Annotated in this window: 16 protein-coding genes; 15 read left to right on the plus strand and 1 reads right to left on the minus strand. The window is 44.3% G+C overall.

All coding sequences use genetic code 11. The annotated features are described in order from the left end of the window. Window position 1: 1 nt before the first annotated feature. From HMPREF9007_RS17575 to HMPREF9007_RS17510, 15 genes are all read left to right on the plus strand, one after another. Complete coding sequence (locus HMPREF9007_RS17575) at window positions 2-304, plus strand: hypothetical protein (RefSeq protein ID WP_008760777.1); 303 nt, start codon at window positions 2-4, stop codon at window positions 302-304. Between the two features lie 14 nt (window positions 305-318). Further along, on the plus strand, window positions 319-2,241 hold the full coding sequence (gene mutL, locus HMPREF9007_RS17570; protein ID WP_008760778.1) for a DNA mismatch repair endonuclease MutL: 1,923 nt from the start codon (window positions 319-321) through the stop codon (window positions 2,239-2,241). Between the two features lie 102 nt (window positions 2,242-2,343). Continuing rightward, entirely contained in the window at window positions 2,344-3,528 is a 1,185-nt protein-coding gene (locus HMPREF9007_RS17565; RefSeq protein WP_008760779.1) for an OmpA family protein, read from the plus strand. 228 nt (window positions 3,529-3,756) lie between these two features. After that, window positions 3,757-6,324, plus strand: coding sequence for a hypothetical protein (locus HMPREF9007_RS17560; protein ID WP_225651710.1), 2,568 nt, complete (start codon window positions 3,757-3,759; stop codon window positions 6,322-6,324). A 465-nt stretch (window positions 6,325-6,789) separates the two neighbouring features. Continuing rightward, the gene (locus HMPREF9007_RS17555; protein ID WP_008760781.1) at window positions 6,790-9,921 is read left to right on the plus strand and encodes a TonB-dependent receptor; all 3,132 of its coding nucleotides are present in this window, start codon (window positions 6,790-6,792) and stop codon (window positions 9,919-9,921) included. Window positions 9,922-9,932: 11 nt separating this feature from the next. Beyond that, window positions 9,933-11,864 carry a RagB/SusD family nutrient uptake outer membrane protein gene (locus HMPREF9007_RS17550; protein ID WP_008760782.1) on the plus strand — a complete coding sequence of 644 codons (1,932 nt, stop codon included), beginning with the start codon at window positions 9,933-9,935 and terminating at the stop codon, window positions 11,862-11,864. Window positions 11,865-11,892: 28 nt separating this feature from the next. Next, on the plus strand, window positions 11,893-12,588 hold the full coding sequence (locus HMPREF9007_RS17545; protein WP_008760783.1) for a DUF3823 domain-containing protein: 696 nt from the start codon (window positions 11,893-11,895) through the stop codon (window positions 12,586-12,588). 18 nt (window positions 12,589-12,606) lie between these two features. Further along, window positions 12,607-14,514, plus strand: a complete 1,908-nt coding sequence (locus tag HMPREF9007_RS17540) for a GxGYxYP domain-containing protein (RefSeq protein ID WP_008760784.1) — start codon at window positions 12,607-12,609, stop codon at window positions 14,512-14,514. 31 nt (window positions 14,515-14,545) lie between these two features. Further along, on the plus strand, window positions 14,546-16,813 hold the full coding sequence (locus HMPREF9007_RS17535; protein ID WP_008760785.1) for a GH92 family glycosyl hydrolase: 2,268 nt from the start codon (window positions 14,546-14,548) through the stop codon (window positions 16,811-16,813). 38 nt (window positions 16,814-16,851) lie between these two features. Then, window positions 16,852-18,828: a GxGYxYP domain-containing protein gene (locus HMPREF9007_RS17530; protein ID WP_008760786.1), complete on the plus strand. Its 1,977-nt coding sequence runs from the start codon at window positions 16,852-16,854 to the stop codon at window positions 18,826-18,828. Between the two features lie 33 nt (window positions 18,829-18,861). Continuing rightward, window positions 18,862-19,992, plus strand: a complete 1,131-nt coding sequence (locus tag HMPREF9007_RS17525; protein ID WP_008760787.1) for a DUF4972 domain-containing protein — start codon at window positions 18,862-18,864, stop codon at window positions 19,990-19,992. 26 nt (window positions 19,993-20,018) lie between these two features. Further along, window positions 20,019-20,291, plus strand: a complete 273-nt coding sequence (locus HMPREF9007_RS27560) for a DUF4972 domain-containing protein (protein WP_277754635.1) — start codon at window positions 20,019-20,021, stop codon at window positions 20,289-20,291. Continuing rightward, entirely contained in the window at window positions 20,257-21,159 is a 903-nt protein-coding gene (locus HMPREF9007_RS17520) for a LamG-like jellyroll fold domain-containing protein (protein WP_277754636.1), read from the plus strand. The genes HMPREF9007_RS27560 and HMPREF9007_RS17520 overlap by 35 nt, the downstream gene beginning before the upstream one ends. 74 nt (window positions 21,160-21,233) lie before the next feature. Further along, window positions 21,234-22,382 (plus strand): glycoprotein endo-alpha-1,2-mannosidase, encoded by a 1,149-nt coding sequence (locus tag HMPREF9007_RS17515; RefSeq protein ID WP_008760788.1) that lies wholly within the window; start codon window positions 21,234-21,236, stop codon window positions 22,380-22,382. Between the two features lie 80 nt (window positions 22,383-22,462). Next, window positions 22,463-24,838: a DUF2339 domain-containing protein gene (locus HMPREF9007_RS17510; protein WP_032850262.1), complete on the plus strand. Its 2,376-nt coding sequence runs from the start codon at window positions 22,463-22,465 to the stop codon at window positions 24,836-24,838. Between the two features lie 81 nt (window positions 24,839-24,919). Here the strand turns inward: HMPREF9007_RS17510 and trpS are convergent, their stop codons facing one another. After that, window positions 24,920-26,020, minus strand: coding sequence for a tryptophan--tRNA ligase (gene trpS / locus HMPREF9007_RS17505; protein ID WP_008760790.1), 1,101 nt, complete (start codon window positions 26,018-26,020; stop codon window positions 24,920-24,922). Between the last annotated feature and the right edge of the window lie 55 nt (window positions 26,021-26,075).

Raw genomic sequence — 26,075 nt, forward strand, 5'->3', positions numbered from 1 at the left:
TATGGGAATGTTTTTCAATTCGATGAGAAAACCTCGAGGCTTTAATCATCAATACATTTACGTAAACGAGCGGAAAGAAAAGCTTGAGAAGATGGAGGAGAAGGCGAAACGCGAGTTGGGAATGCTTCCGGATAAAGAATTCAGTCCCGAAGATATCCGTGGTAAGTTTGTCGAAGGTACGACGCACCTGAAGCGCAGAAAGGCAAGTGGCCGTAAGCCTGTATCTTTTGGAATCATATTGATTATCATAGCTTTCCTTTTATATTTGTGGCATTATTTAGCGACGGGAAGCTGGTCATTTTAACTACTAAATAAACTATGAGCGATATAATTCATTTGTTGCCTGATTCGGTAGCTAATCAGATTGCTGCCGGTGAAGTGATACAACGTCCGGCATCTGTTATTAAAGAGCTAGTGGAGAATGCGATCGATGCAGATGCTCAAAATATACATGTGTTAGTTACGGATGCCGGTAAGACCTGCATCCAGATTATAGACGATGGAAAGGGAATGTCCGAAACGGACGCGCGACTTTCCTTTGAACGCCATGCGACTTCTAAGATTCGGGAAGCAGCGGATTTGTTTGCTTTGCGTACGATGGGGTTTCGTGGAGAAGCACTGGCTTCCATTGCAGCTGTGGCGCAGGTTGAACTGAAAACACGGTTGGAATCGGAAGAACTGGGAACAAAACTGGTGATTGCAGGCTCCAAAGTCGAAAGTCAGGAAGCTGTTTCCTGTTCCAAGGGAAGTAACTTCTCTGTGAAGAATCTGTTCTTCAACGTGCCCGCCCGTCGCAAGTTCCTGAAAGCTAATTCAACAGAACTAAGTAATATTCTGGCAGAGTTTGAACGTATTGCTTTGGTTCATCCCGAAGTAGCCTTTTCGCTTTACAGCAATGATTCCGAACTGTTTAATCTGCCTGTATCTCCTTTGCGGCAACGTATTCTTGCTATCTTCGGCAAGAAGCTGAATCAACAGTTGCTGAATATAGAGGTGAATACTACGATGGTGAAAATCTCAGGCTACATAGCGAAGCCGGAAACTGCCCGTAAGAAAGGTGCTCACCAATATTTCTTTGTCAACGGGCGTTATATGCGCCATCCTTATTTTCATAAGGCAGTGATGGAGGCTTATGAACAGTTGATTCCCGTTGGCGAGCAAGTTTCTTACTTTATTTATTTTGAAGTGGATCCGGCTAATATCGATGTGAATATTCATCCCACTAAGACAGAAATCAAGTTTGAGAATGAACAGGCTATCTGGCAAATACTTTCGGCATCAGTAAAGGAGTCGTTGGGCAAGTTCAGCGCCATTCCTTCCATTGATTTCGATACGGAAGATATGCCGGATATTCCTGCATTTGAGCAGAACCTGCCTCCTGCACCTCCGAAGATTCATTATAATTCGGATTTCAATCCGTTCAAAGTATCTTCCGGTGGAAGTGGCGGCGGATCATATAGCCGTCCGAAGGTGGAATGGGAAGGACTGTATGGTGGATTGACCAAGGCAAGTAAGATGAATGAGCCTCAGCAGGAACCGGAAATGGATTGGGAAAATTCTCCTTTCGAGGAAGAACCGATGGTTGCTGAAGAGAAAACTATTTCGGCGGTATCTGCCGCTTCCTCCACTTTCTCATCGGCCTCCTCTACTTTATATGCCAATGAATCGGTGATTGAGAAAGGGAATCTGCATTTGCAGTTCAAAGGTCGTTTTATTCTGACTTCGGTGAAATCCGGATTGATGTTGATCGACCAGCATCGTGCGCATATCCGCGTACTTTTTGATCGGTATATGGTGCAGATAAAACAAAAACAAGGTGTTTCGCAGGGAGTGCTTTTCCCCGAGATATTACAGCTGCCTGCTTCAGAAGCGGCTGTCCTGCAAGGAATCATGGATGATTTGTCGGCGGTAGGTTTCGATCTGAGTGATTTGGGTGGCGGTAGTTATGCTATCAATGGCATTCCTTCGGGGATAGAAGGATTGAATCCGGTTGAGTTGGTACGGAATATGCTACATACAGCTATGGAAAAAGGGAATGATGTGAAGGAGGAAATCCAGAATATCTTAGCTTTAACACTCGCACGTGCGGCGGCTATTGTATATGGTCAGGTATTGAGTAATGAGGAAATGGTAAGTCTTGTAGACAGTCTTTTTGCCTGTCCTTCACCAAATTACACTCCGGATGGCAAAACAGTCTTGACAACAATCAAGGAAGAGGACATCGAGAAATTATTCAAATAAAACAAATAAAATCATCATTTCTTAAAACCTTTTAGTTCAGTTCGTGTTATTTAAATAGTTCAACAAAGAAAAGATTATAATAACCACTTAACTATTAGGTATATGAAAAAGATTCTAATGTTGCTGGCTTTTGCCGGCGTTGCGTCTGTCGCTTCTGCGCAGCAAACCGTGACTGTAACTGAATACGAGGTTATTCAGGTACAAGATAAACATCAAGTAATAACTAACCCATTCTGGAGCAACTGGTTCTTCTCTGTAGGAGGCGGTGCACAGGTATTATTTGGTAATAACGACCATATCGGAAAATTCAGAGATCGTATTGCTCCGACATTGAATGTGTCAGTTGGTAAATGGGTAACACCCGGTTTCGGGTTACGTATGCAATATAGCGGACTGCAATCCAAAGGATTCACCACCAATGAATCTGCAAATTATGTAGTCGGTGGCCCGAGAGAAGATGGCTCCTACAAACAGAGATGGGACTATATGAATCTTCATGGCGACTTGCTGATTAATCTGAATGCACTTTTCGGTGGTTACAATCCGGATCGCGTATATGAGATTATTCCGTATATCGGTGCCGGTTGGGCTCATTCTTATTCTAAGCCTCATACAAACGCTGCTACCTTCAATGCAGGTATTATCAACCGTTTCCGTTTGTCAAACGCTGTAGATTTGAACCTTGAACTGAGTGCAACAGGGCTGGAAGGTAAATTTGATGGTGAACACGGTGGCAAACCCGATTATGATGGTATCTTAGGTGCTACTCTCGGTGTGACTTATTACTTCCCGACCCGTGGATTCCAACGTCCTGTTCCACAGATTATCTCCGAACTGGAATTGAGACAGATGCGTGATCAGATGAATGCTATGGCAGCCGCAAATATGCAGTTGCAGCAACAGTTAGCCAATGCACAGCAGCCTGTAGTGGAAGAAGCTGAAGAAGTCGTTGTAACAGATGCCAACATTGCACCGCGTACTGTATTCTTCAAGATCGGTTCAGACAAATTGTCTCCACAAGAAGAAATGAACTTGTCATATCTTGCCAGCAAGATGAAAGAATTCCCGAACATGACCTATACAATCAACGGATATGCAGACTCTGCAACCGGTACTCCTTCTATCAACCAGAAGTTAAGTCTGGAACGTGCACAAGCTGTAAAGGACCTGTTGGTTAAGAAATATGGCATCTCTGCAGACAGACTGTCTGTTGCAGCAGGTGGTGGTGTCGACAAGTTCGGTCAACCGATTCTGAATCGTGTGGTATTGGTAGAATCAGCTCAATAATACATTTGATATTGTAATATAGATACGGCTGTTAAGTGGGCCGTATTTATGAAAGGAAAGACTTGCTCAGGTAAAGATATCCCTCGGATACTTTACTTGGGCGAGTCTTTTTGTTTCCAATGATTTGCATATCCTATAATTTTTTGCGAATATTGCAATCAAATGCATTGGTCTTAGACATAAGTTTCTTACTTTTGAACAAGGATTCCGGTTTTTATGATTGTTACTATGAAATGTAGATACCTTCTATCTTTAGTCTTTTTATTGCATATATGGGTATGCAAGAGTAATGTTATAGATAATAGTGTCTATGATTATGGTCTTACGTTTCTGGCTCATTCTACCAATCAGGATCAGCGGACCAATCTGGATCTTACTCCTGCGGCTTCTTTGTCTTTTCCCGAGGACGGTTTCTCGGTGGGATTCGATATAAAGTTGAGAAATGAACTGTATACTTATGGTTATGTTGTACGGGTCATAGCAGATGATTCTTCCTGCTTTGATTTTATCTCCTACCTGCTTTATTCCCGATTTAATATTGTATTGACTGACAAAGACCGGGTGATCAAGAATACGGAGATTGCAGATTCGGTAAAGATTGTAGCAGACAGATGGATACACGTCGATCTGCAATTTGCCAAAGACCGGATTCATATTGCTGCAGACGGTATCCAGGCGGAAATCAATCATTCCCTGAGCAACTTTAAGGATATCAAGATCTATTTCGGAGGCAGCAAGCATCCCCGTTTCTTCTCTACAGATGTACCTCCTATGACCATTCGTAATATAGAACTTGCTGATATTCAAGGTAAACTGCTTTATAAATGGGAATTGGCTGCTCATGATAAAGATGTGACTTACGATAGTGTCAGAAATAAACAGGCTTTTGTACGTAATGGCGTCTGGGAGATAGATAAACATACTAAATGGGCGGCATTAGCTTCGTTGAATGTGCACCATATTAATCCGCAGGTGGCTTATGACGATGTGTCGGGACGTTTTTTCATAGCAGGAGGCGGTCAGTTATTTGTTTACGATGTGAAGGCGAATCGTATTGATTCGATTGCTTATAAAGGACATCCTTATATAGGAGCTTCCAGCCAGATTATTTTTGATGCCAAACGAAACAGGCTCTTGTCTTATACACCGGATTTCAACGATTTGAATGTCTATGAGTTTGACCGGAAATGCTGGACATTAGAAACTCCGGTAATGATTGATACCCGCCAGCATCATAATCGTATTATCAATCAGAAAAGAGATGAACTGATTGTTTTTGGTGGCTATGGTAATCACCGCTATAATTCACAGTTGAGCAGAATAAATCTGTCTGATCCGCAGGGGTGGTCGATCAGTTCCCTTGATTCCTGTCTGTTTCCCCGCTATTTAAGTGCGATGGGGGCGGAGAATGAGGACTACTTATTGATCATGGGTGGTTATGGCAATCAGTCGGGTAAGCAGGAAGAATCTCCAGGAAACTTTTATGATCTTTACCGGTTGAATTTGAAAACAGGTAAATGCGCTAAGTTATGGGAGTTTGTGAATGACAGGCAGCACTTTACTTTCGGTAATTCAATGATTGTCGATACACCGTCGAATAGTGTATATGCTTTGACATATAATAATGACCGATATAATACTTTTGTTTATTTGAGCCGGTTTGATATACAGACCAGACAACCGGTTCAGGAAGTGATGAGTGATTCCATTGTTTATAACTTCCTCGATATTCATTCTTATTGTGATATGTTTTTGCATAGAGAGACATCTTCTATTTATGCTGTGGTGTTGCAGGAAAAGGAGCCCGGAATATCTAAAGTCGAATTTTATAAACTGGCATTTCCACCTTTGTCCAAGGAAGGTATTTTGCCTCATCAGACTGGCGGAATGAAGCCGGTGATATTGATATCCGGTATTTTGGCAGGACTACTGTGCCTGATAGGAGGAAGTATATGGTTATTGCATAGTAAGAGAAAGAGAAAAGTGAATGTGTCAGTCGGTCCGGTTGCTACGGAAGAAGTAAAAGACAGATTGGTCGAAGAAGAACCGACTGAACAAAAAGTATCTTCGGTTTTATTACTGGGCGGATTCCAGATATTTGATAAGCAAGGCGGTAACATCACGGGAGATTTTACGCCTACTCTTAAGCAATTATTCTTGTTTTTACTGCTGAATACCATTAAGAACGGAAAGGGAACGACTTCTCAATGCCTGGATGAAACTTTCTGGTTCGATATGAGTAAGTCCAGTGCATCGAATAACAGAAACGTGAATATCAGAAAGCTAAGGCTGATCATTGAGAAAATCGGAGATATCAATATTGCCAATAAGAACGGCTATTGGTATCTGAATCTGGGGAAAGACGTGACCTGCGATTATCAGGAAGTGATGAGATTGCTGGATCAGATAAAAGATAAAGATACCATTACGGATAAAAAGATAATCAATAAAATCATATCCCTGGCGAGTGCCGGCGCATTGCTCCCTAACGTCAGTGCCGAATGGATTGACGAATATAAGTCAGCCTACTACGTTCTGTTGACGGAAATACTGCTTTCTGTGGTCAACCGTCCCGATATAAAAGAAGATTCCAGGCTTTTGCTGAAAATATCAGATGTAATTCTGCTTGTTGATAATATAGACGAAGACGCTATCCGCACTAAATGCAGAGTCTTGTATCAGATGGGGCAGAAAGGTTTGTCCAAGCAAAGTTTCGATAAGTTCTGTATTGAATATGAACGTTTACTGAATGCCAAGCCTGATTTCTCTTACGATGATATTATAAATTCACTCTAAATTAATCCTCTATTAATAATTTTCCGCTACTTTCTGTTGGTCGGTGGAGAGATAGTTCCTCATCGGTGGCGGAGCCTGTCCTCATCGGTGCCGGAAATAGGTCTCATCGGTACCCGAAATAAATCCTTGCGGAGTAAGGCACTCATTATACCATCAAATAATAATTGTTTTTTATCATGAAAACATCATTGATAACTAGATACTTATGCGAAAAGAATGAAATTCTTTATCGCTATTAATCTAAAATTAATATGGCATTAAGGACTGGAATTCTATATTTGCTTCAGAAACGGACGGGATATCCTCCACTATGTTTCTGATGACTTGAGCGGATCAAACTATAACCTTATAAAATGATGGAAATATGAAAAACGACACTTCTTAATTACTGCTTGGACTTACTTGTCAGAGAAAGTTTTCTTGAGATGAAAACGGTTTGAATTAATTAATGTTAATCTATAAATTATGAAAACAGGAAAGAGCAAAGATCATTTGCAAAGAGTTTTTTTAAGGTTCCTTTATTTGATAATGGGGAGCATCCTTTCTTTGGATTCTGTTATGGCGCAGGAAAACCTGAAAGTTTCCGGGCAGGTGACAGACAATAAAGGAGAAGCCATTATCGGAGCCTCAGTGAAAGTACTGAAAACGGGTACGGGGACTATTTCTGATATAGATGGTAAGTTTACTATCCAGGTTCCTGTGGGAGCGGAACTGGAGATAGGATATGTCGGCTATAATCCGAAGAGAGTGAAAGTGGTGAATAAAAACTTCGTAACGGTAGTCCTTGAGGAGAATGTGGTAGCATTGGGCGATGTAGTTGTTGTCGGATATGGCATTCAGAAAAAGGAAAGTCTGACAGGAGCTATCGGAAACCTGAAAGTAGATGATATAGTAAAGACCAAGGCACCTAGTTTGGCACAGGCCATTCAGGGAAAAGTTGCCGGTCTGCGGATCAGACAGGAAAATGGAGAGCCGGGTAAGTTTAGTTCCAATATCAATGTCCGTGGCTTCGGAACTCCTTTGTTTGTGATTGACGGAGTGGTGAGAGACGGTTCCAGCGAATTTCAACGGCTGAATCCGGAAGATATTGAAAGCATATCTTTTCTGAAAGATGCTACTGCCTCTATCTATGGTATGAATTCGGCGAATGGTGCCGTGATTGTTACCACCAAGAAAGGGGCTACAGGCAAACCGCGTATTACGTTGAACGCCAATGTCGGCATTACTTCTCCTACCAATGTGCCGGAGATGGCCAACGCCGGACAATATATGACCATGCGAAATGAGGCGGAAATCAATGCAGGCAGACCGGCTTATATCACAAAGGACGAATTGACCAAATGGCAGCAAGGTGCTCCCGGTTATGAGAGTGTAGACTTGTATGATGCCGTTTTCAATAAGCACGCCACACAGTTCCAGACGACTCTGTCCCTGGAAGGTGGTACCGACAAAGTAAGTTATTACGGTAGTTTCGGTTATGCCACCGATAACAGCTTGTTGAAGAATAACGCATTGACTTATGATAAATATACATTCCGTTCCAATGTCAGTCTGAAGATTACCAAAGACCTGACAGCCAGTATCAATCTTGGCGGACGTTATGATACCACCAACCGTCCCTGGTTTCCTTTCTATGATATATTTAAGAGTACGCGTGTAAATCCGCCTACTACTTCTATCTATGCCAATGACAATCCGGATTATTATAATAACTTCTCTTATGTCCCTAATCCGGCAGCTATGATCGATGCCGATTATACCGGAAGCGCTAAAGAGCGGAATAAGAACTTGCAGACACAGTTTGCATTAGAGTATAATATTCCTTATGTAAAGGGGCTGAAGGTGAAAGGTACTTTTATCTACGATTACAATAACTACGGATATAAGGCTACGCGGAAAGGTTTTAAGACATATACCTATGGCGAATATACGGGCGAGTATACAGCGGCAGATGCCAACTATCCGGCTTTACTCCAGGATAATCGCAGAGAATCGGAACGGGTGGATATGCAGTTTCAGACAAACTATAACAGAACGTTCGGCAACCATACCATCGGAGCTACTTATGTATTCGAAAGACGCGAAGAGAAAGCAAACTGGATGAATGGTGAGCGCAAGTTTGACTTTTTCACAATCGGTGAACTGGACAATGCACGCGAATCTGACCAGAAAGTATCCGGTTCCTCGGAACACCAGGCTTATCTTTCTCATATCGGGCGTCTGACCTATGATTATAAAGGCAAATATCTGGCAGAGCTTGCTTGCAGATACGACGGTTCTTATCGATATGCTCCGGGCAGCAGATGGGCATTCTTTCCGTCCGCTTCCGTAGGATGGAGAATTTCGGAAGAGAGCTTTATCAAAGACAACTTCAAGTTTGTCGATAATCTGAAACTTCGTTTCTCTGCCGGTCGTTCGGGGCAAGATGCCGGTGATCCGTTCCAATACTTCTCCGGTTACACGTTGAACAGTGGCGGATATGTATTCAGCCAGGGAAATTATACCAATGGAGTAGCTTCTCCTGTGATGATCAATAAGAATCTGACCTGGATTAAAGTGAATATGTATAATATTGGTATTGACTTTTCAATCTTTAACCGGCTGATCGCAGTAGAGTTTGATATTTATCAGCGTGACCGCAGCGGCCTGTTGGCCGACCGTTACGGTTCTCTTCCCAATACGTTCGGTTCCAAGTTGCCACAGGAAAACCTGAACGGCGACCGTACGAGGGGTATTGAATTTACATTGACTCATACCAACAAAATCGGTGATTTCCACTACAGTGTATCCGGTAACTTTAACCTGGCGCGTACCCAACGCCGTTATATAGAGAGCGGTCCTTACAAGAGCAGTATGGAAAGATGGAGAAACCAGGCATCCAACCGCTGGGGAGATTTTATCTGGGGGTATCAGACGGACGGACGTTTCCAGAACTTTGACGAGATTAATACATATCCGATTCAGAATGGGGATAACGGAAATTCCAAGGAACTTCCCGGTGACTACATCCTGAAAGACGTAAACGGTGACGGAGTGGTGAATGATCTGGATAAGACCCCTTTATTCTGGTCCGGCAGCCCGTTGATTCACTATGGTTTCAATGTGGAAGCGTCCTGGAAGAACTTCGACTTCTACGCTCTTTTTCAAGGTTCTGCCCTGTACACGGTGCAGTTTGACGAGGTATACGCAAAGATGCTCTGTTTCAAGGGTGGCAATACCCCCGAATACTTCTACGACCGTTGGCATCTGTCCGACCCGTATGATGCGAACAGTGAATGGATACCGGGAGAATGGCCGGCCATCCGTCTGGAGCAGGACATGGGATCGTTCTATACGAGGGATTCGCAGATATGGCGTAAGAACGCTTCTTATCTGAGACTGAAAACAATTGAGATCGGCTACACCTTCAGTCCCCGACTGATGCATAAACTGGGTATCGGTAGTTTAAGAATTTATGCGAACGGAAATAACCTGTTTACTATCTGTGACCCGTTTGTAAAGGCATTCGATCCGGAAAAGATTGAAGGAGACTATAGTGCCGGCTTGAATTATCCTCTGAATAAGAGCTTTAACTTTGGATTGACCTTGAACTTTTAAAGAAGATGATTATGAAAATATATAGTTGTTTATTATTGGGAGCCATGTTCCTGCTGGGCGGATGTAGCGATTTGCTTGATATCGATCCGAAGAATAAAATTCCGGCGGATGAATTGTTCTCCACTCCGGAAGGGGTACAGGCACATATGGCCAATCTGTACGGTCGTTTGCCTATCGAAGATTTTACCTATTCACCGAATCGCGGCTTCAATGTGGGAGTCGGTACGGATGTGAATAATGCCGGTTTTATGGCTGCCCATTTCTGTGATGAGGCTATCCATCCGGAGTACAATGACTTTGGAGAAGAGTGGTTCGATTATTGGGAAGACGGTTATAAACTCATTCGTGATTTAAACAGTCTGTTGGTTACTATTCCTACATTGACCAGTATTACCGAACAGCAAAAGAATGAGATCAATGCGGAAACTCATTTCCTGAGAGCTTATACCTATTTCGCCTTAGCCAAAAGATACGGTGGGGTACCTATCATTAAAGAACCGCAGGAGTATAACGGTAATATCGAAGAACTGCGTGTCCCCAGAAATACGGAGAAAGATACTTGGGACTTTGTCTTAGAAGAATGTGACCAGGCAGTATCGCTTTTTGGAGATGCGAATGAGAATGATGTGCTGAGAGCGAACAAATGGGTAGCATTGGCGCTGAAGTCAAGAGCCGCTCTGTATGCCGCTTCCGTTGCCAAGTTTACTCATCAGCCTTATGTTTCTTTCTCAGGTCCGGCTGTTGACCAGAAGCTGGTAGGTATAGAAGTTATATCGGCCGATCATTATTATGATGAATGTATATCAGCCTCACAGGAAATCATGAATAGCGGTAAGTTCGGTCTTTACAAACCTTCCCCCGCTACTCCGGAAGAAGCGACAACCAACTATCAGAAGTTATTTGAACAGCCTTTCCAATGCCTGGACGGATTGAAAGAGCCTATCTTCATGAAAGCCTATGCTGCAAATACCATTCTGGCACATAACTATGATGTCTGGTTCAGCCCCCGTCAGATGATCCTTGACCCGAATCTCTATCCCGGTCGTATGAATCCGACACTGGATTTTGTCGATTCTTTCGAAGATTATACGGATGACGGAACCGGAACGCCCAAACCAATCAGCACGCGTGTGGATGGAAATGAAAGTGATTATAATGGATTTAACCTATCCACTCGATACCTGTCTTTCCCGATAGATAAACCTTACCAGGCATTTGCCGGTCGTGATGCCCGTTTGAGTGCGATGGTGTTATTCCCGGGACAGAACTTCGGAAGTACGAAGATCATTATTCAGGGTGGTCTGGTAAAAGCTGACGGTTCCGGTTATCATTACAGGACTCAGGCTTCGGAGAAGGGGCAGGATGGTCTGATCTATTATACTTACGGAGCGGAGAAAAGCACGGAATATTCAGGATTCGATCCGACTTTGGGACACTATACCCGTAGCGGGTTCCTGTTTAAGAAGTTCTTGCAGATAGAAAATCCGGTTGAGCAGGCATGGAGTAAAGGTACACAGCCTTGGATCGATTTCCGTTATGGGGAAATTCTTCTCAACTATGCAGAAGCCGTTATCGAAAAGACAACCTCTACTTCTGCTGAAAAACAGGCTGCACAAGACGCTTTGAATGCGATCCGCAAAAGAGCGGCTCACAAAGATGACATTGCATTGACTCAGGCGAATGTTCGCAAAGAACGTTTTGTCGAGCTGGCATTTGAAAACAAACGCAGATGGGATTTGTCGCGCTGGAGAACTTTCCATAAGGAATTTGAAAACCGGGTGAGAAAGGGACTTGTACCTTTCCTTGACCTGCGGACAAATCCTGCGCATTATGTATTTGTACGTGTCAATCCGTTGGGCATTGAATCAAAGACCTTTGATTATAGCTGGTATTATAAGAGTATTCCGGGTACGGGGGCTAATGGTCTGGTACAGAATCCTTAATTAGTATATTCTAAAATATAGATTAGATATGAAAAAGCTTCTATTTTTATTATGCGTTGTAGTAGCAGGCAGTATGTTTTACTCTTGTGAAAAAGATAATCTCGAAGGGCCGGATGCAATTTTTGCCGGCGAACTGAGAGACCGGAAGACCGGAGAACTCATTCAACAGGAGATATCGGACGGTTCCCGCGTTTATTTCATCGAACAGGGGTGGGGAGATAATCCTCCTGTTCAGAATATGGTCGTTAAAAAAGACGGAACGTTTTATAACGGTATGATTTTCTCCGGTGACTATAAAATCATCCTGAATCGTGGGAACTACGTTCCTTTGGATACTCTGGATATGAAAATAAAGCCGGGAAAGAATTATCAGGTCTTCGAAGTGAATCCTTATCTGCGGATCATTGAACCGGAAATATCTGTGATCGGAAGAAAGGTAGTGGCGAAATTCAAACTGGAGCAGGTGACCAGTAACGAGGTCTATCGTATTTCGTTGTTTGCACACTCTCACATCGATGTATCCAACAAACTGAATATTGTCAACCGGACAGAAGAACTAAACCGTTCCATTACTGATGGTGAGGCTTTCGAACTGTCTATCAATCTGGACGACTACACTTCTACGCTGGTTCCGGGCAAGAGTTATTATTTCCGGATCGGCGCACAGTCTCACGGAAGTGAGACAAAGTACAATTATTCGGCATCTGTACAGTTGGATATTTAGCATAAAAACGGAAAAGCCATGAGAAAGTATTTACAGTTGGTATTCCTTGCGGTCTCTGTCTTTTGTTCAGAGATATTGTTGGCAGAATCTCGTGATCCGGTCCGGATACTGGATTTGAGAACGCTCAATGAACTTGATCTGAAAGAACAGGAGAAGGCGGAGCAACTATGGGACATTATGCATACGACAGCTACCTTGCAAGGCATTGTGAATCGGAATAGTCCGCGATTGTACATTCGCTATGTCAAGAACGGGCAGGGAGAGAATGTCGATGATTATTGGTGGAATAAATACCGTCAGGCAGGACAGTGGCTGGCGGGACGTGATACGGTAGCTTACACAGAACTGTCGGATGTCGTGACCGTTTTCAGAAAAGAAATACGCGGAGTGGTTGTTTATGACTCAAAAGTAGCATCTACCAGTAATATTGCTTCATCTGTGGCAGGAATCGAGAATCTGATAGCTGTGCGCTATGACATATCTCCCAATAGTCTCTATACCCGCTTGGTACTGCAAGGACCGAAGCTGGCTGTGAAATGCTGGCTGGTGAACAAAGATGGTTCTTCTCTTTTCACGGGCAAAGGAAGGATTGCCGGAACCGGTCAACCTTCGACAGGATCTCTGAAAATCGATCCCTATGTATGGTTTATAGAGAAATACCTGAAGAAAGGGTTATGCAATATGGAGTACGCCGCTTATTACATCGACCAGTTCTGGCGTACCGATCCTACCCGGACGGTAACGAACCATCACCAATTGACCAATCATGACTTTTTTGTCAGCAAGAAAGCTTTTTTCTTTGACCTTTCTCCTTGGGGAGACGAGCCGGCAACGGATGATCCGACACAAGAAGAAGGCCTGGACTTGCAGATACTGAAAACTTTTCTGCAAGAAGCCTATAAGCAAAATAAAGGAGAGAAATTCTGCTATATCGGAGGTTTCCCGAGCTGGATTTATAAATATACGCAGCATGCTGGAGGAAAGCATGAAGATGTAGCTACCGAGTGGGAATTTTCCCGTATTATCAGTGCTTATAATGCCTTTAAGGATGCCGATGCCATCGGACTGGGAGCATTGGCTAACTCCTCCTTCTGGCAACATTTTCCTCTTCAGGAAAAGTATCCCCAAAAGTGGGTGACACATCAGGAACTGATGGACAGAGGCTATCTGAACCGTGACGGAACAATCAACTTTCAGGGACGGAACTTTATCCTCTTCTATGTAGGCGATTATGATTCCTCCTCCTGGATTGCTCAGACTACCCCTTTCCTGTGGGACGAACCTAGCCGGGGAGAAGTGCCTTTGATGTGGTCTGTCAGTCCTGTACTTGCAGAACGCGTTCCGATGGTGATGCATAATTATCGGGTGACGGCTACTCCGAATGATTATTTTGCCGCTGCTGACAATGGTGCCGGATATTTGATGCCGGGTATGTTGCAAGAGCCTCGCTCGGTGTCCGGATTGAAAAGCGGATTGAGTGCATGGGCAAAGCATTGCAGCAAATATTATCAGAAGTGGGGATTGACCATTACAGGATTTGTGATTGACGGCGAAGCCCCCGGACTGGATTCAGACGGATTGGACTGTTACGCATCGTTCAGTCCGAATGGAATAGTTCCGCAGAAGATGCCTTTGACATTGCTGCACAATGATATGCCGGTGATCCGGGCAGATTATGATATTGTAGATCATGATTACCGCAGGGCAATGGATGTGATTGTGGAAAGAGTGGAGAAACGTCCGGTTCCTTTCCATTGGTTCAGAGCCATATTGAAGTCACCTTCCTGGTATAAAGGGATTTGTGATGAGTTGAAACAGCGGCATACGAATATTGAATTGCTGGATGCACCGACATTTTTTGAACTCTATCGTATCTATCTGCAGCAGCATCCGGATGCTGCTGCCGGAAAGATAACGATGAACTAACCAGATTAATGAACAGACATATTCATATAGAATGATGATGAACAGATTGAATATAAAAAGAACAGTCGGCTCCTGTTTGATGGCGATGGCGTTTTTTTCGTGTACCCATACGGAACAGACGCCCGCGAAGGACTTTGTCGATTATGTAAATCCATATATCGGCAATATCAGCCATCTGCTGGTGCCTACTTACCCAACCGTACATCTGCCGAACTCGATGCTCAGGGTCTATCCGGAAAGGGGAGACTTTACATCGGACAGGGTAAACGGACTTCCGGTGGTGGTGACCAGTCATAGAGGCAGCTCGGCTTTTAACCTGAACCCGGTGCAGGGAGAGGTATCCCGGCCGATTGTATCTTACTCCTATGATTTGGAGAAGATTACCCCCTATAGTTATTCCGTATACCTGGATGAGGCTGATATACAGGTTGAGTACGCCCCTTCACATCAGGCTGGTATTTATCATATCAGTTTTGGGACGGAAGGTGATAATGCTTTGGTGGTGAATACGAAGAACGGAAAGCTGGTCGCTGAAGAAAAAGGAGTCAGTGGCTATCAGATTATTGACAACACTCCTACCAAAATCTATCTGTATCTCGAAACTAGTCAGCCACCTTTACGCAAAGGGGTACTGGCAGATGGAAAAGTTAATATGGAAAGTAAGGAAGGTAGTGCCATCGCTTTGTTTTATGGAAGCGAGAATAACCTGAAGCTGCGTTACGGAATTTCCTTTATCAGTGCCGAGCAGGCAAAGAAGAATCTGCAACGTGACATCACCACCTATGATGTAAAGGAAGTGGCGGATACCGGACGCAGGATATGGAACGAGACATTGGGCAAGATTGTGATAGAAGGCGGTTCGGAAGACGAGAAAGAAATCTTCTACACTTCCCTTTATCGTACCTACGAACGCATGATCAATCTTTCGGAAGACGGGAAGTATTACAGTGCTTTCGATGGCAAGATTCATGAAGATGGCGGAGTACCTTTTTATACAGATGACTGGATATGGGATACTTACCGGGCTACACATCCGTTGCGTATCTTGATAGAACCGCAGAAGGAACTCGATATGGTTCGTTCATATATCCGGATGGCAGAACAGTCGGACAGAAGATGGATGCCTACCTTCCCCGAGGTGACTGGAGACAGCCACCGGATGAATGGCAATCATGCAGTGGCAGTTATTTGGGATGCTTATTGCAAAGGATTGAAGGACTTTGATTTGGAGGCTGCTTATGAAGCCTGCAAGGGAGCGATCACAGAGAAAACATTGTTGCCCTGGCTGAGATGTCCGTTGACGGAGCTCGATGAGTTCTATCAGGAAAAAGGATTTTTCCCTGCACTGAACCCTGGCGAAGAAGAAACTTGCAAGGCTGTTCATTCGTTCGAGAGGCGGCAGGCGGTTGCGGTTATGTTGGGTAACTGTTACGATAATTGGTGTCTGGCACAGATAGCCAGAACATTAAACAAGACCGATGACTATAAGAAGTTTATGCGGATGTCTTATACGTACCGGAATGTTTATAATGCGGAAACGGGTTTCTTTCATCCCAAGAACAAGGACGGAAAGTTTATCGAACCGTTTGACTATCGATATTCGGGAGGACAGGGGGCACGTGGCTATTATGGTGAAAACAACGGTTGGATCTATCGTTGGGATGTGCAGCACAATCCGGCGGATTTGATTGCCTTGATGGGTGGACAGGCTTCATTTATCGAGAGATTGAATCAGACATTCAATGAACCGTTGGGGCGGAGCAAGTTTGATTTCTATCATCAGTTGCCGGACCATACCGGTAATGTCGGCCAGTTCTCTATGGCAAATGAACCTTGTCTGCATATTCCTTATTTGTATAACTATGCCGGTCAGCCGTGGATGACACAAAAAAGGATTCGCGTTTTGCTGAACCAGTGGTTCCGTAATGACTTGATGGGCGTTCCCGGTGATGAAGACGGAGGTGGAATGACTGCATTTGTGGTATTCTCCATGATGGGCTTTTATCCGGTAACTCCCGGTTCTCCAACTTATAATATCGGTAGTCCGGTATTCCAATCCGCAAAGATGGAGGTAGGTGACGGACATTATTTTGAGATCATAGCGGAGAATTATGCGCCGGACCATAAGTACATCCAGTCGGCTACCTTGAATGGAAAGCCGTGGAATAAGCCGTGGTTCAGCCATGCGGATATTCAAAACGGCGGACGTCTGGTTTTGCAGATGGGAGATAAGCCCAATAAGAAGTGGGGGATAGCTTCGGATGCCGTGCCGCCCTCTTCAGAGAGTTTGCCGGAATAAAGTCAGAATAATAATATTAAAATCTAAAATATAACACAATGAAAAAGATGATTGTACTCACCAGTCTATGGTCGTTTTTATTTATCTTTTCCTTTTCAATGTTCGGTTGCAGCGAGGATGACGATGAATTTGGAACAACGGCCGAAAGAGGAAATGAAGTCCGTACTCCCCGTGTGGAGGAGATCAATGGAAAAGCAGTGGTCACCTGGATTGATCCTTATATTACGGATATCAAGGAGGTGCAGGTAAAGGATTTGCAGACTAATGAGCAACAGACGGTTGCCAAAGGAGTGCAGAGCGCGGAATTTGCGATTACGGACAATAGCCTGTTGTCTTACCGATATGAAATGAAAGTTGTCAGAACGACCGGAGAGATGTCTGCCGGAGTGACTGCCCGTCTGGTGAAGAACTGGGCGCAAAAGCTGCATCCTTTGATGGATTATCATAGTGATGCGACTCCTCAAAGTGGTATGTTCTTTAAGAATCAGCCGGTGGCGAAAGTGAATGTATTCGATATTCGTGATGACGAAAATATATCGAAGCTGACCACTGCTGTCATGCAGGGAGTGATTAACCAGGAACAGGCACTGACTTATCTGATCTGGTTACAGCAGGATTTGACGCAGCTGGATGATGCCGAAGTGCAGTATGAAATGCAGCCTTTGGCGAATACTTCCCGCAATAGAGGCTTTGCGGCATTATATAATATGTATAAAGACCGCTTCAACTGCCTGGTAGTCTGGGATGAGAATCAGCCTTGGTCATGGAGTATGGCACAGATGATTTCGTCACAGGAGAAAGGCATTCCGGTTACGGAATCCATGAGAAAGTTTATAGAGGACGAGTTGGGAATAGGAAATCTGGAAGTTAGGGATATACGTAACCAATGGTCGTCAAAGGCAGAAGCTTATGGCTGGGCGATAGCGCACTATGCCGACAAATGCCATCCGAAGCTAACCTTCTCCGGTGGATTGCGGAGTGATTATAAAGATAATCCGTGGAGAATGTACGATTACGTAGCTGCTTCTAAAGGCTTTGTCTTCTGGTTGGACGACTCTAATGGAGATGACAAACAGATCATGGATAATATCTTCAATAGCGGATCTTATCCGGTGGGTTCTTCGGTATTTGGTTATGGAATGAATGCCAATGGCGACGAACTGAACAAGATTACCAACATCCATAATGCAGGATTTGTAGTGAGTGACTATTATGCGAATGGCAGTTATTGGTGCAGTTTCCCGAGCAAAGCCTTCCAGCAGCGTAAAGGGATAGCCGGAGAAGTGAAGCCGGGTAAGATATATGTCGCTATCAGTCTGAGTGACGGAGACAATATTCAGTTTGATGCAAATTCTCTTTATCAGATATTCAAGGAAGGAAAGCGCAGAGGCGAAGTTCCCGTAGGAGTGACTTTGGCGGCAGGCTTACAGGAATTGAATCCGAAGCTACTTGAATTTTACTATAAGAATATGACTCCGAACGATGAATTGACGGCAGGGCCTTCCGGTTTCCAGTTTATCTATGGTGATTATTATGCGCAGAGCGGTAAATATGCAGAATGGCTGGAGATGAACAAGAAGTGGTTATCCACTGCTGGTTTCCACACGGCGCATCTCTGGAATACAGACGAGCAGATGTATTTCGAACAATACATGAAGAGCAAGGCTGTCGATGCGATTATGGACGGATCTAACCGGACACATACCACAGGCTCATCTTACAAATTGGTAGATGGCGTGGTGCGTATTGATCAGGGGACTATGTGCCGCAATAATGGAGACGTATACCGTGATCTGATGTCTGTATCTCCCAGCCCGCGGCGTCCTTTATTCCGGCATGTCTATCTGTTGACCAACTATTACGGATTTGAAGGAAATAAAGTGGTAGTGTACGAGAGACTGATCAAGGAACTCGAACGGGTTGAACAGGATTGTCCGGATACGTATGAATTTATGCTCCCGATGGATTTGGCCGCTTCTATCAGGAAGTACATAGAAGAAGGCGGTATTTATTAAAGGAATTATAAACGAATCTAAAACAAATGAGATATGAAAAATAGATATAGTATCCGGTTACTGGTTATAGTCTTTCTTTCGGCTTTCGCTATGGGTATCTGCTACTCATGTTCGGATGATGACGGAGAAGGAGTGAAGGTATATGAGTATCGTGAACAGATAGGCAAGAAGATAAAAGTGTTGACCGACCTGCAGGCTGAATCCCAGTTCGGGCTTCGGGAAGGAATGTATCCTGAAACAAGCCGGGCGATTCTGGAAGATGCGATAGCCAAGCTGAAAGATTTCCTTCAGACGATAAAAGAAGCGGGAGTGGCGGAAGCTCGGATTCCCGAAGAGACAGCCAGACTGCTGAAAGAATCGGACGAAAAGATAGCCGAGTTTAAGGCGACTGTCCGGACGGAAGACTTACTGGTTCCGGCAGAGCTGGAAGTAAGCGGAAAGAATGGCGGATATATTGACTTTGGCGCTCATCCGGAGTATTCCACATTCGGTGAAGTTGGCAAGCAGGCATTTACTGTTGAGTTTTGGGTAAAGCTGAAGGATGTAGAAGGCTTCTTCTATCTGATCTCTACCTTTACGGATGATGATACGAACAATCACGAACGCAAAGGCTGGTGCGTGAATAGCTACAACTATGGTGGCAACAACATGCGTATGACATACGGAATGGGCTTTAATGACCTGATGGAACCTGCCTTCGGATTTGCCACCGTTAATGAGTGGGTACACTTGGCTGTGGTGACGGATGAAACCGGAGTAGACGGCGAGATGAATGGAGGCAGACCTGTCATGACCAAAATGTATATGAACGGTGAACTGAAACTTTCGACCACCTCTCATCAGGATGCTTCCAAACCGTATGCTTCTAACGACAGCAATGTCCCGATGGTGGCATTTGGCGGCATGAGTGCTACAGGCAACCGTATCGGTGATAAAGGTGCTAACGGAAGTATGAAACATCTGCATATCTGGCGTGTCGCCAAGACTCAGGATGAAATCCGCCGGTTGATGGAGCATCCGGAGAATGTGACGGGCGAAGAGGACGATTTGGTTTGCGGATGGACTTTCGCGAAGATGGCGCTTGACGACCAGGAAATTAAAGACTTGACCGGAAAGTATACGGCAAAGCTGGTCGGAGACTATAGGTGGATTGAATTAGAATGATACGAAACAGAAAATACAGGATAGATATGAAAAATAACTATTTATATAATTGGGTAGTGATAGTGTTTATGATGCTTCAGATGCTGGCATTTACTTCTTGTTCTGATGATGATGACAATAGCGGCTGGCCGACGGAAACGGACAAGACCGAAATCTTCATAGAGCGCTTCAGTACATTGGTGACTAACCTGACTGCGCTGCGGGATGGAGCTACATATGGCGAACTGAAAGATAACTATCCGGTATCCAGTAAAGCCATGCTGGATGATGAATTGTTATCTGGAGGAAACGATCGCTAAACTGAAAGAAGGAAACAAAAAGTTGGCTGACAGTGAAGCCGACCGCATTATCCGTGAAGCTAACCAGATAGAGAAGAACTTCAGAGCGACCAGACGTACCGAAGACTTTTTACCGGTTGCCGCTGAACTGTTGGTCAACGGAAAGAATGGCGGATACATTAATTTTGGTGTTCATCCGGAGTATTCATCTTTCGGCGAGCAGGGACAACAGGCATTTACAGTCGAGTTCTGGGTGAAGTTGACAGATGTGGACGAATATCTCAATAGCTTTGTATTCTTGCTTTCCACCTTCACGGATGATGATACGAAAGATCACGAGCGTAAAGGATGGGCGGTAAACAGTCACTTCGGCAGATTACGTATGACGTATGGTATAGGCTATAGTGACTTGTTTGAACCGGGCTTCTCATTCAGCACACTAAATCAGTGGGTTCATGTGGCAGTTGTCACTAACGAGAACGGAGTGGACGGAGAAGTCAGAGACGGAATTCCGGTGATGACCAAGATTTACGTCAACGGTCAGTTGATGTTGTCGGAAAGAGGCCGGGATGACCGTTTGCCATATACTCCGAATGATAAGGAAGTGGCTATGGTTGCCTTTACCGGGCTTAGCGCAACTGCCAACCGTATCGGAGAAAAGAGCACCAATGGATGTATGCGTCATCTGCATATCTGGAAATCAGCGAAGACACAGGCCGAAATACAACATCTGATGGATACTCCGGAATCCGTGACAGGAAGCGAATCGGATCTGGTATGCGGATGGACATTGAATAAGACTGTTTCGGATAACAATAACATCAAAGATCTGACGGGCAAATTCTCAGCCAGGCTGATCGGAGATTTTCAATGGGTAGAGAATAGATAATTGTTTTACGAACCGGGTAGTTCCCAAGGCCGTCGGATAGCTGGCTTTGGGACTACTTTCTTAAACAAACGAACATGAGGAAAGAACTTGTTTTTGTTTTATTGGCATTATTTCTGTGTGCCGGCTGTAACGGTAACAAAAAGAAAATGAACGGTGAACACGATTTGGATGCGGCAAACATTACGTTGGATGACCATACGATCAGTTTTTATTATAATTGGTATGGAAATCCGTCAGTGGATGGAGAAATGAAGCACTGGATGCACCCGATAGCCCTTGCTCCGGGACATTCGGGAGATGTCGGTGCCATATCCGGACTTAATGATGACATCGCCTGTAATTTTTATCCGGAGCTCGGAACGTACAGCAGCAATGATCCTGAAATCATTCGGAAACATATCCGGATGCATATAAAAGCGAATGTCGGTGTACTGTCTGTCACTTGGTGGGGAGAAAGCGATTATGGCAACCAAAGTGTGTCTCTCCTGCTGGATGAGGCTGCAAAAGTAGGGGCAAAGGTGTGCTTTCATATAGAGCCTTTTAATGGACGCAGCCCGCAAACGGTAAGGGAGAATATTCAATATATAGTGGATACTTATGGTGATCACCCGGCTTTTTACCGTACGCACGGCAAACCTCTTTTCTTTATCTATGATTCTTATCTGATCAAACCTGCCGAGTGGGCGAAGTTGTTTGCTGCCGGGGGAGAGATAAGTGTGCGTAATACCAAGTACGACGGTCTTTTTATTGGTCTGACATTGAAGGAAAGCGAGTTGCCCGACATTGAGACAGCGTGCATGGATGGCTTTTACACTTACTTTGCCGCAATAGGTTTCACAAATGCTTCTACTCCGGCCAACTGGAAATCCATGCAGCAATGGGCAAAGGCACATAATAAATTGTTTATTCCGAGTGTCGGTCCGGGATATATTGATACCCGGATTCGTCCTTGGAATGGAAGTACCACCCGCGATCGTGAGAATGGAAAATATTACGATGATATGTATAAAGCTGCCATAGAAAGCGGTGCTTCTTATATTTCGATTACGTCTTTCAATGAATGGCATGAAGGAACTCAGATAGAGCCGGCTGTCTCAAAGAAGTGCGATGCTTTTGAATATTTGGATTATAAACCATTGGCTGATGATTACTATTTGATAAGAACTGCCTATTGGGTAGATGAATTCCGGAAAGCAAGATCTGCTTCGGAAGATGTTCAATAATATGCTATATCTTGTCGGTTTTGCCCATTTGTAATTAAAATGTTCTATATTTGTGATACATAACTCAAATATAGAACATTATGGGTGAACTTTATGGCACATGTGCATTGCTTGCTGCAGTGTTGTTTTTTGTTCTGCTGCAAAAGTTTGAAAGCCGGTTCGGCAAGGTAGACAAAGAGCTTGGCGAGATAAAGAAACGAATGGACGACCTGCTCAAAGCTCAGGAGAAAATGGCTTCCGGCCCCGTAAGGGCCAAAGAGGATGTAACGGCAGAGACTTTGGACAATACGGATATACTGCCTTATGTAACAGAAGAATTGCCCGATTCGACAGTGACAGCCTTGAAGGAAGAGAAAGCTGTCGAAGAAAAAGCTGTTGAAGGCATACAGCCCATTATGGCGGAAACTACACCGCAGAAATTAAATGCTTCCCTTGAAAAAGAATCTGCTGAGGCCACTTTGCAGGAAACTTCTCCAGAGGCTCCTCTCGAAATACCGTCTGTTTCCAAACGGAAGCAGGTTAATTATGAAAAGTTTATCGGTGAAAATCTTTTCGGTAAGATTGGTATTCTTGTATTCGTCATCGGAGTCGGCTTCTTCGTAAAATATGCCATTGATAAAGACTGGATTAACGAAACATTGCGTACCGTACTTGGTTTCCTGACCGGCTCCGCATTGCTGGTGGTTGCCGAACGCCTGCAAAAGAAGTACCGCACATTCAGTTCCTTGCTTGCGGGTGGCGCCTTTGCCGTTTTCTATCTCACAGTCGCCATTGCCTTTCATTTTTATCACCTTTTTCCTCAGACGGTTGCTTTTACTATTCTGATAGCTATAACGCTGTTCATGTCTATCCTGTCCATTCTGTATGACAGGCGCGAACTGGCTATCATCTCACTTGTCGGGGGATTTCTGGCACCTTTCCTTGTTAGCACCGGGAATGGTAACTACCTGGTACTGTTCACTTATATGAGTATCTTGAATCTTGGAATGTTCGGACTGTCCATCTATCAGAAATGGGGAGAACTTCCGGTGATCGCATTTGTTTTTACTTATGTGGTAATGGGAATCTTCCTGTTGACAGGCTTTACTACAGGATCGACACATATTTCCGTCCATCTCTTCATCTTTGCGACGCTGTTTTATTTCATCTTCCTCCTGCCGATATTATCGATACTCCGGGTAGAAGCCGTGAAAAAGAACAGGGGATTGCTGCTGGTCATCATAACCAACAATTTCATTTATCTGTTATTAGGAATCCTGTTCCTGCGTAATATGGGACTGCCGTTTAAATCGGAAGGATTACTGAGTTTATTGATCGCTATCATCAATTTAGTTTTAGTCATCTGGCTACGGATGAGCAAGAAAGATTATAAGTTCCTCATTTATGCGATGTTGGGACTGGTACTGACATTTGTCTCCATCACTATACCTATTCAGTTGGATGGAAATTATATTACGCTGTTCTGGGCAGCGGAAATGGTGCTGCTGTTATGGCTTTACGTAAAATCGAAGATTGGAGTATACGAACGTGCAACACAGGTATTGATGGGACTGACCCTTGTTTCATATCTGATGGATATATATAATGTACTGATGACCTCTTCCTCCTCCGAAACCATTTTCCTGAACAGTTCTTTTGCTACTTCCCTGTTTGTCGGTCTGGCCACCGGAGCATTCGCTTTACTGATGGGGCGTTACCGTTCTCTCTTTACCGAAGCCCGTTATCTGAGATACACTCCCTGGAATTCGATCATGCTTCTTGCTGCTGCCGCCATCCTCTATTATACATTTATGGCAGAGTTTGCCTTGCACTTGGCAGGAGCTACAAGAAGCGGAATGATGCTGGCGTTTACTTCTGCTGCCATCTTTATCCTTAGCTATACTTTCAAAAAGCGCTTCCCGATAAAACAATACACAATCCCTTATCTGACAGCTATGGGAATGAACGTGCTGATCTATGCGATCAATATATGGGGAGACCAGTGGGTATACACGAGCCTGACTCCTGCTTTGCTCCGATGGTTTGCGGCAGCGTTTGTTATAGCTAATCTGTACTACGTTGCCCGTCAATACTATACATTAATAGGATTGAAAACTCCTTTCACCGTTTATCTGAATGTCCTGGCGCTCTTCCTTTGGCTGACGATGGCACGTTCTTTCCTCCTGCAAGCAGGAGTAGAAGATTTCGATGCCGGCTTCTCCGTTTCACTGAGTATCGCAGGATTTATTCAAATGGCACTGGGTATGCGTCTGCATCAGAAAGTACTGCGAATCATCAGTCTTTCAACTTTTGGAATCGTCCTGTTGAAGCTGGTTCTGAAAGACTTATGGGCAATGCCAACAATCGGTAAGATCATTGTATTTATCATTTTAGGATTGATCCTGCTGATCCTCTCATTCCTTTATCAGAAACTGAAAGACGTACTCTTTAAAAATGATGAAGATGAAACTGATTGAGCAGACTATATAATAAAGTAAAGGCTGCCTGTTCGAAAGTGGACGGCAGCCTTTACTTTATTATATTCGTCTTTATTATCTTTATTCCTGTGAAGCCGCGAAGCGTTTCACCTGTTCTTCAATCAGTTCTTTGTCATCGAAATAGTTGATCTTCATAGCCTTCTTCACATCCGCCAATGTTTCGGCAGCGGCAGCTCTGGCTACTTCGCATCCTTTTTGTAGCATCTCGTAAACGGCAGGAATATCCTTGCTGAACTCTTTACGACGATTGCGGATCGGTTCCAGTGTTTCCTGCATGATAGCGTTCAGGAAGCGTTTTACCTTCACATCACCCAGTCCACCGCGTTGATAATGCGCTTTCAGTTCATCCAGATTCGGATAATCCGGCAGATAGCGTTCGAAGTGTTCCGGACGGCAGAAAGCATCCAGGTATGTAAATACGGTATTACCTTCAATCTTGCCCGGGTCCTGAACACGGAGGTGTCCCGGATCGGTATACATACTCATGATTTTCTTCTGAATTTCTTCCGGTTCTTCCGACAGGTAGATACAGTTGCCGAGTGATTTACTCATCTTGGCTTTGCCGTCCGTTCCCGGCAGACGCAGGCAGGCAGCGTTGTCCGGCAACAGGATTTCCGGTTCTACCAGCGTTTCGCCATAGATATAGTTGAAACGGCGGACGATTTCACGAGCCTGTTCGAGCATCGGTTCCTGGTCTTCACCGACGGGGACGGTGGTTGCCCGGAAGGCAGTAATGTCCGCAGCCTGACTGATAGGATAAGTGAAGAATCCTACAGGGATGCTTGCCTCAAAGTTACGCATCTGTATTTCTGATTTCACAGTCGGGTTACGTTGTAAACGGGATACACTTACGAGGTCCATATAGTAGAAACTGAGTTCGCAAAGTTCCGGAATCTGTGACTGGATGAAGATGGTAGCCTTGGACGGGTCTATTCCACATGCCAGATAGTCAAGAGCAACCTCAATTACATTTTGACGTACCTTCTCCGGATTATCTATATTGTCCGTCAACGCTTGTGAATCGGCAATAAAGATAAACATCTTACTATAATCACCTGCATCCTGCAGGTCAACTCTGCGCTTCAATGAACCTACATAGTGTCCGATATGAAGTCTCCCGGTAGGGCGGTCACCGGTGAGTATGATTTTTTCTTTTCCCATTGTTGTTACCTTATTATAATAGATTTAGCGACAAAGATAAGGATAAAAAATGAAA

The organism is Bacteroides sp. 1_1_14, from assembly GCF_000162515.1.
Taxonomy (GTDB): domain Bacteria; phylum Bacteroidota; class Bacteroidia; order Bacteroidales; family Bacteroidaceae; genus Bacteroides; species Bacteroides thetaiotaomicron.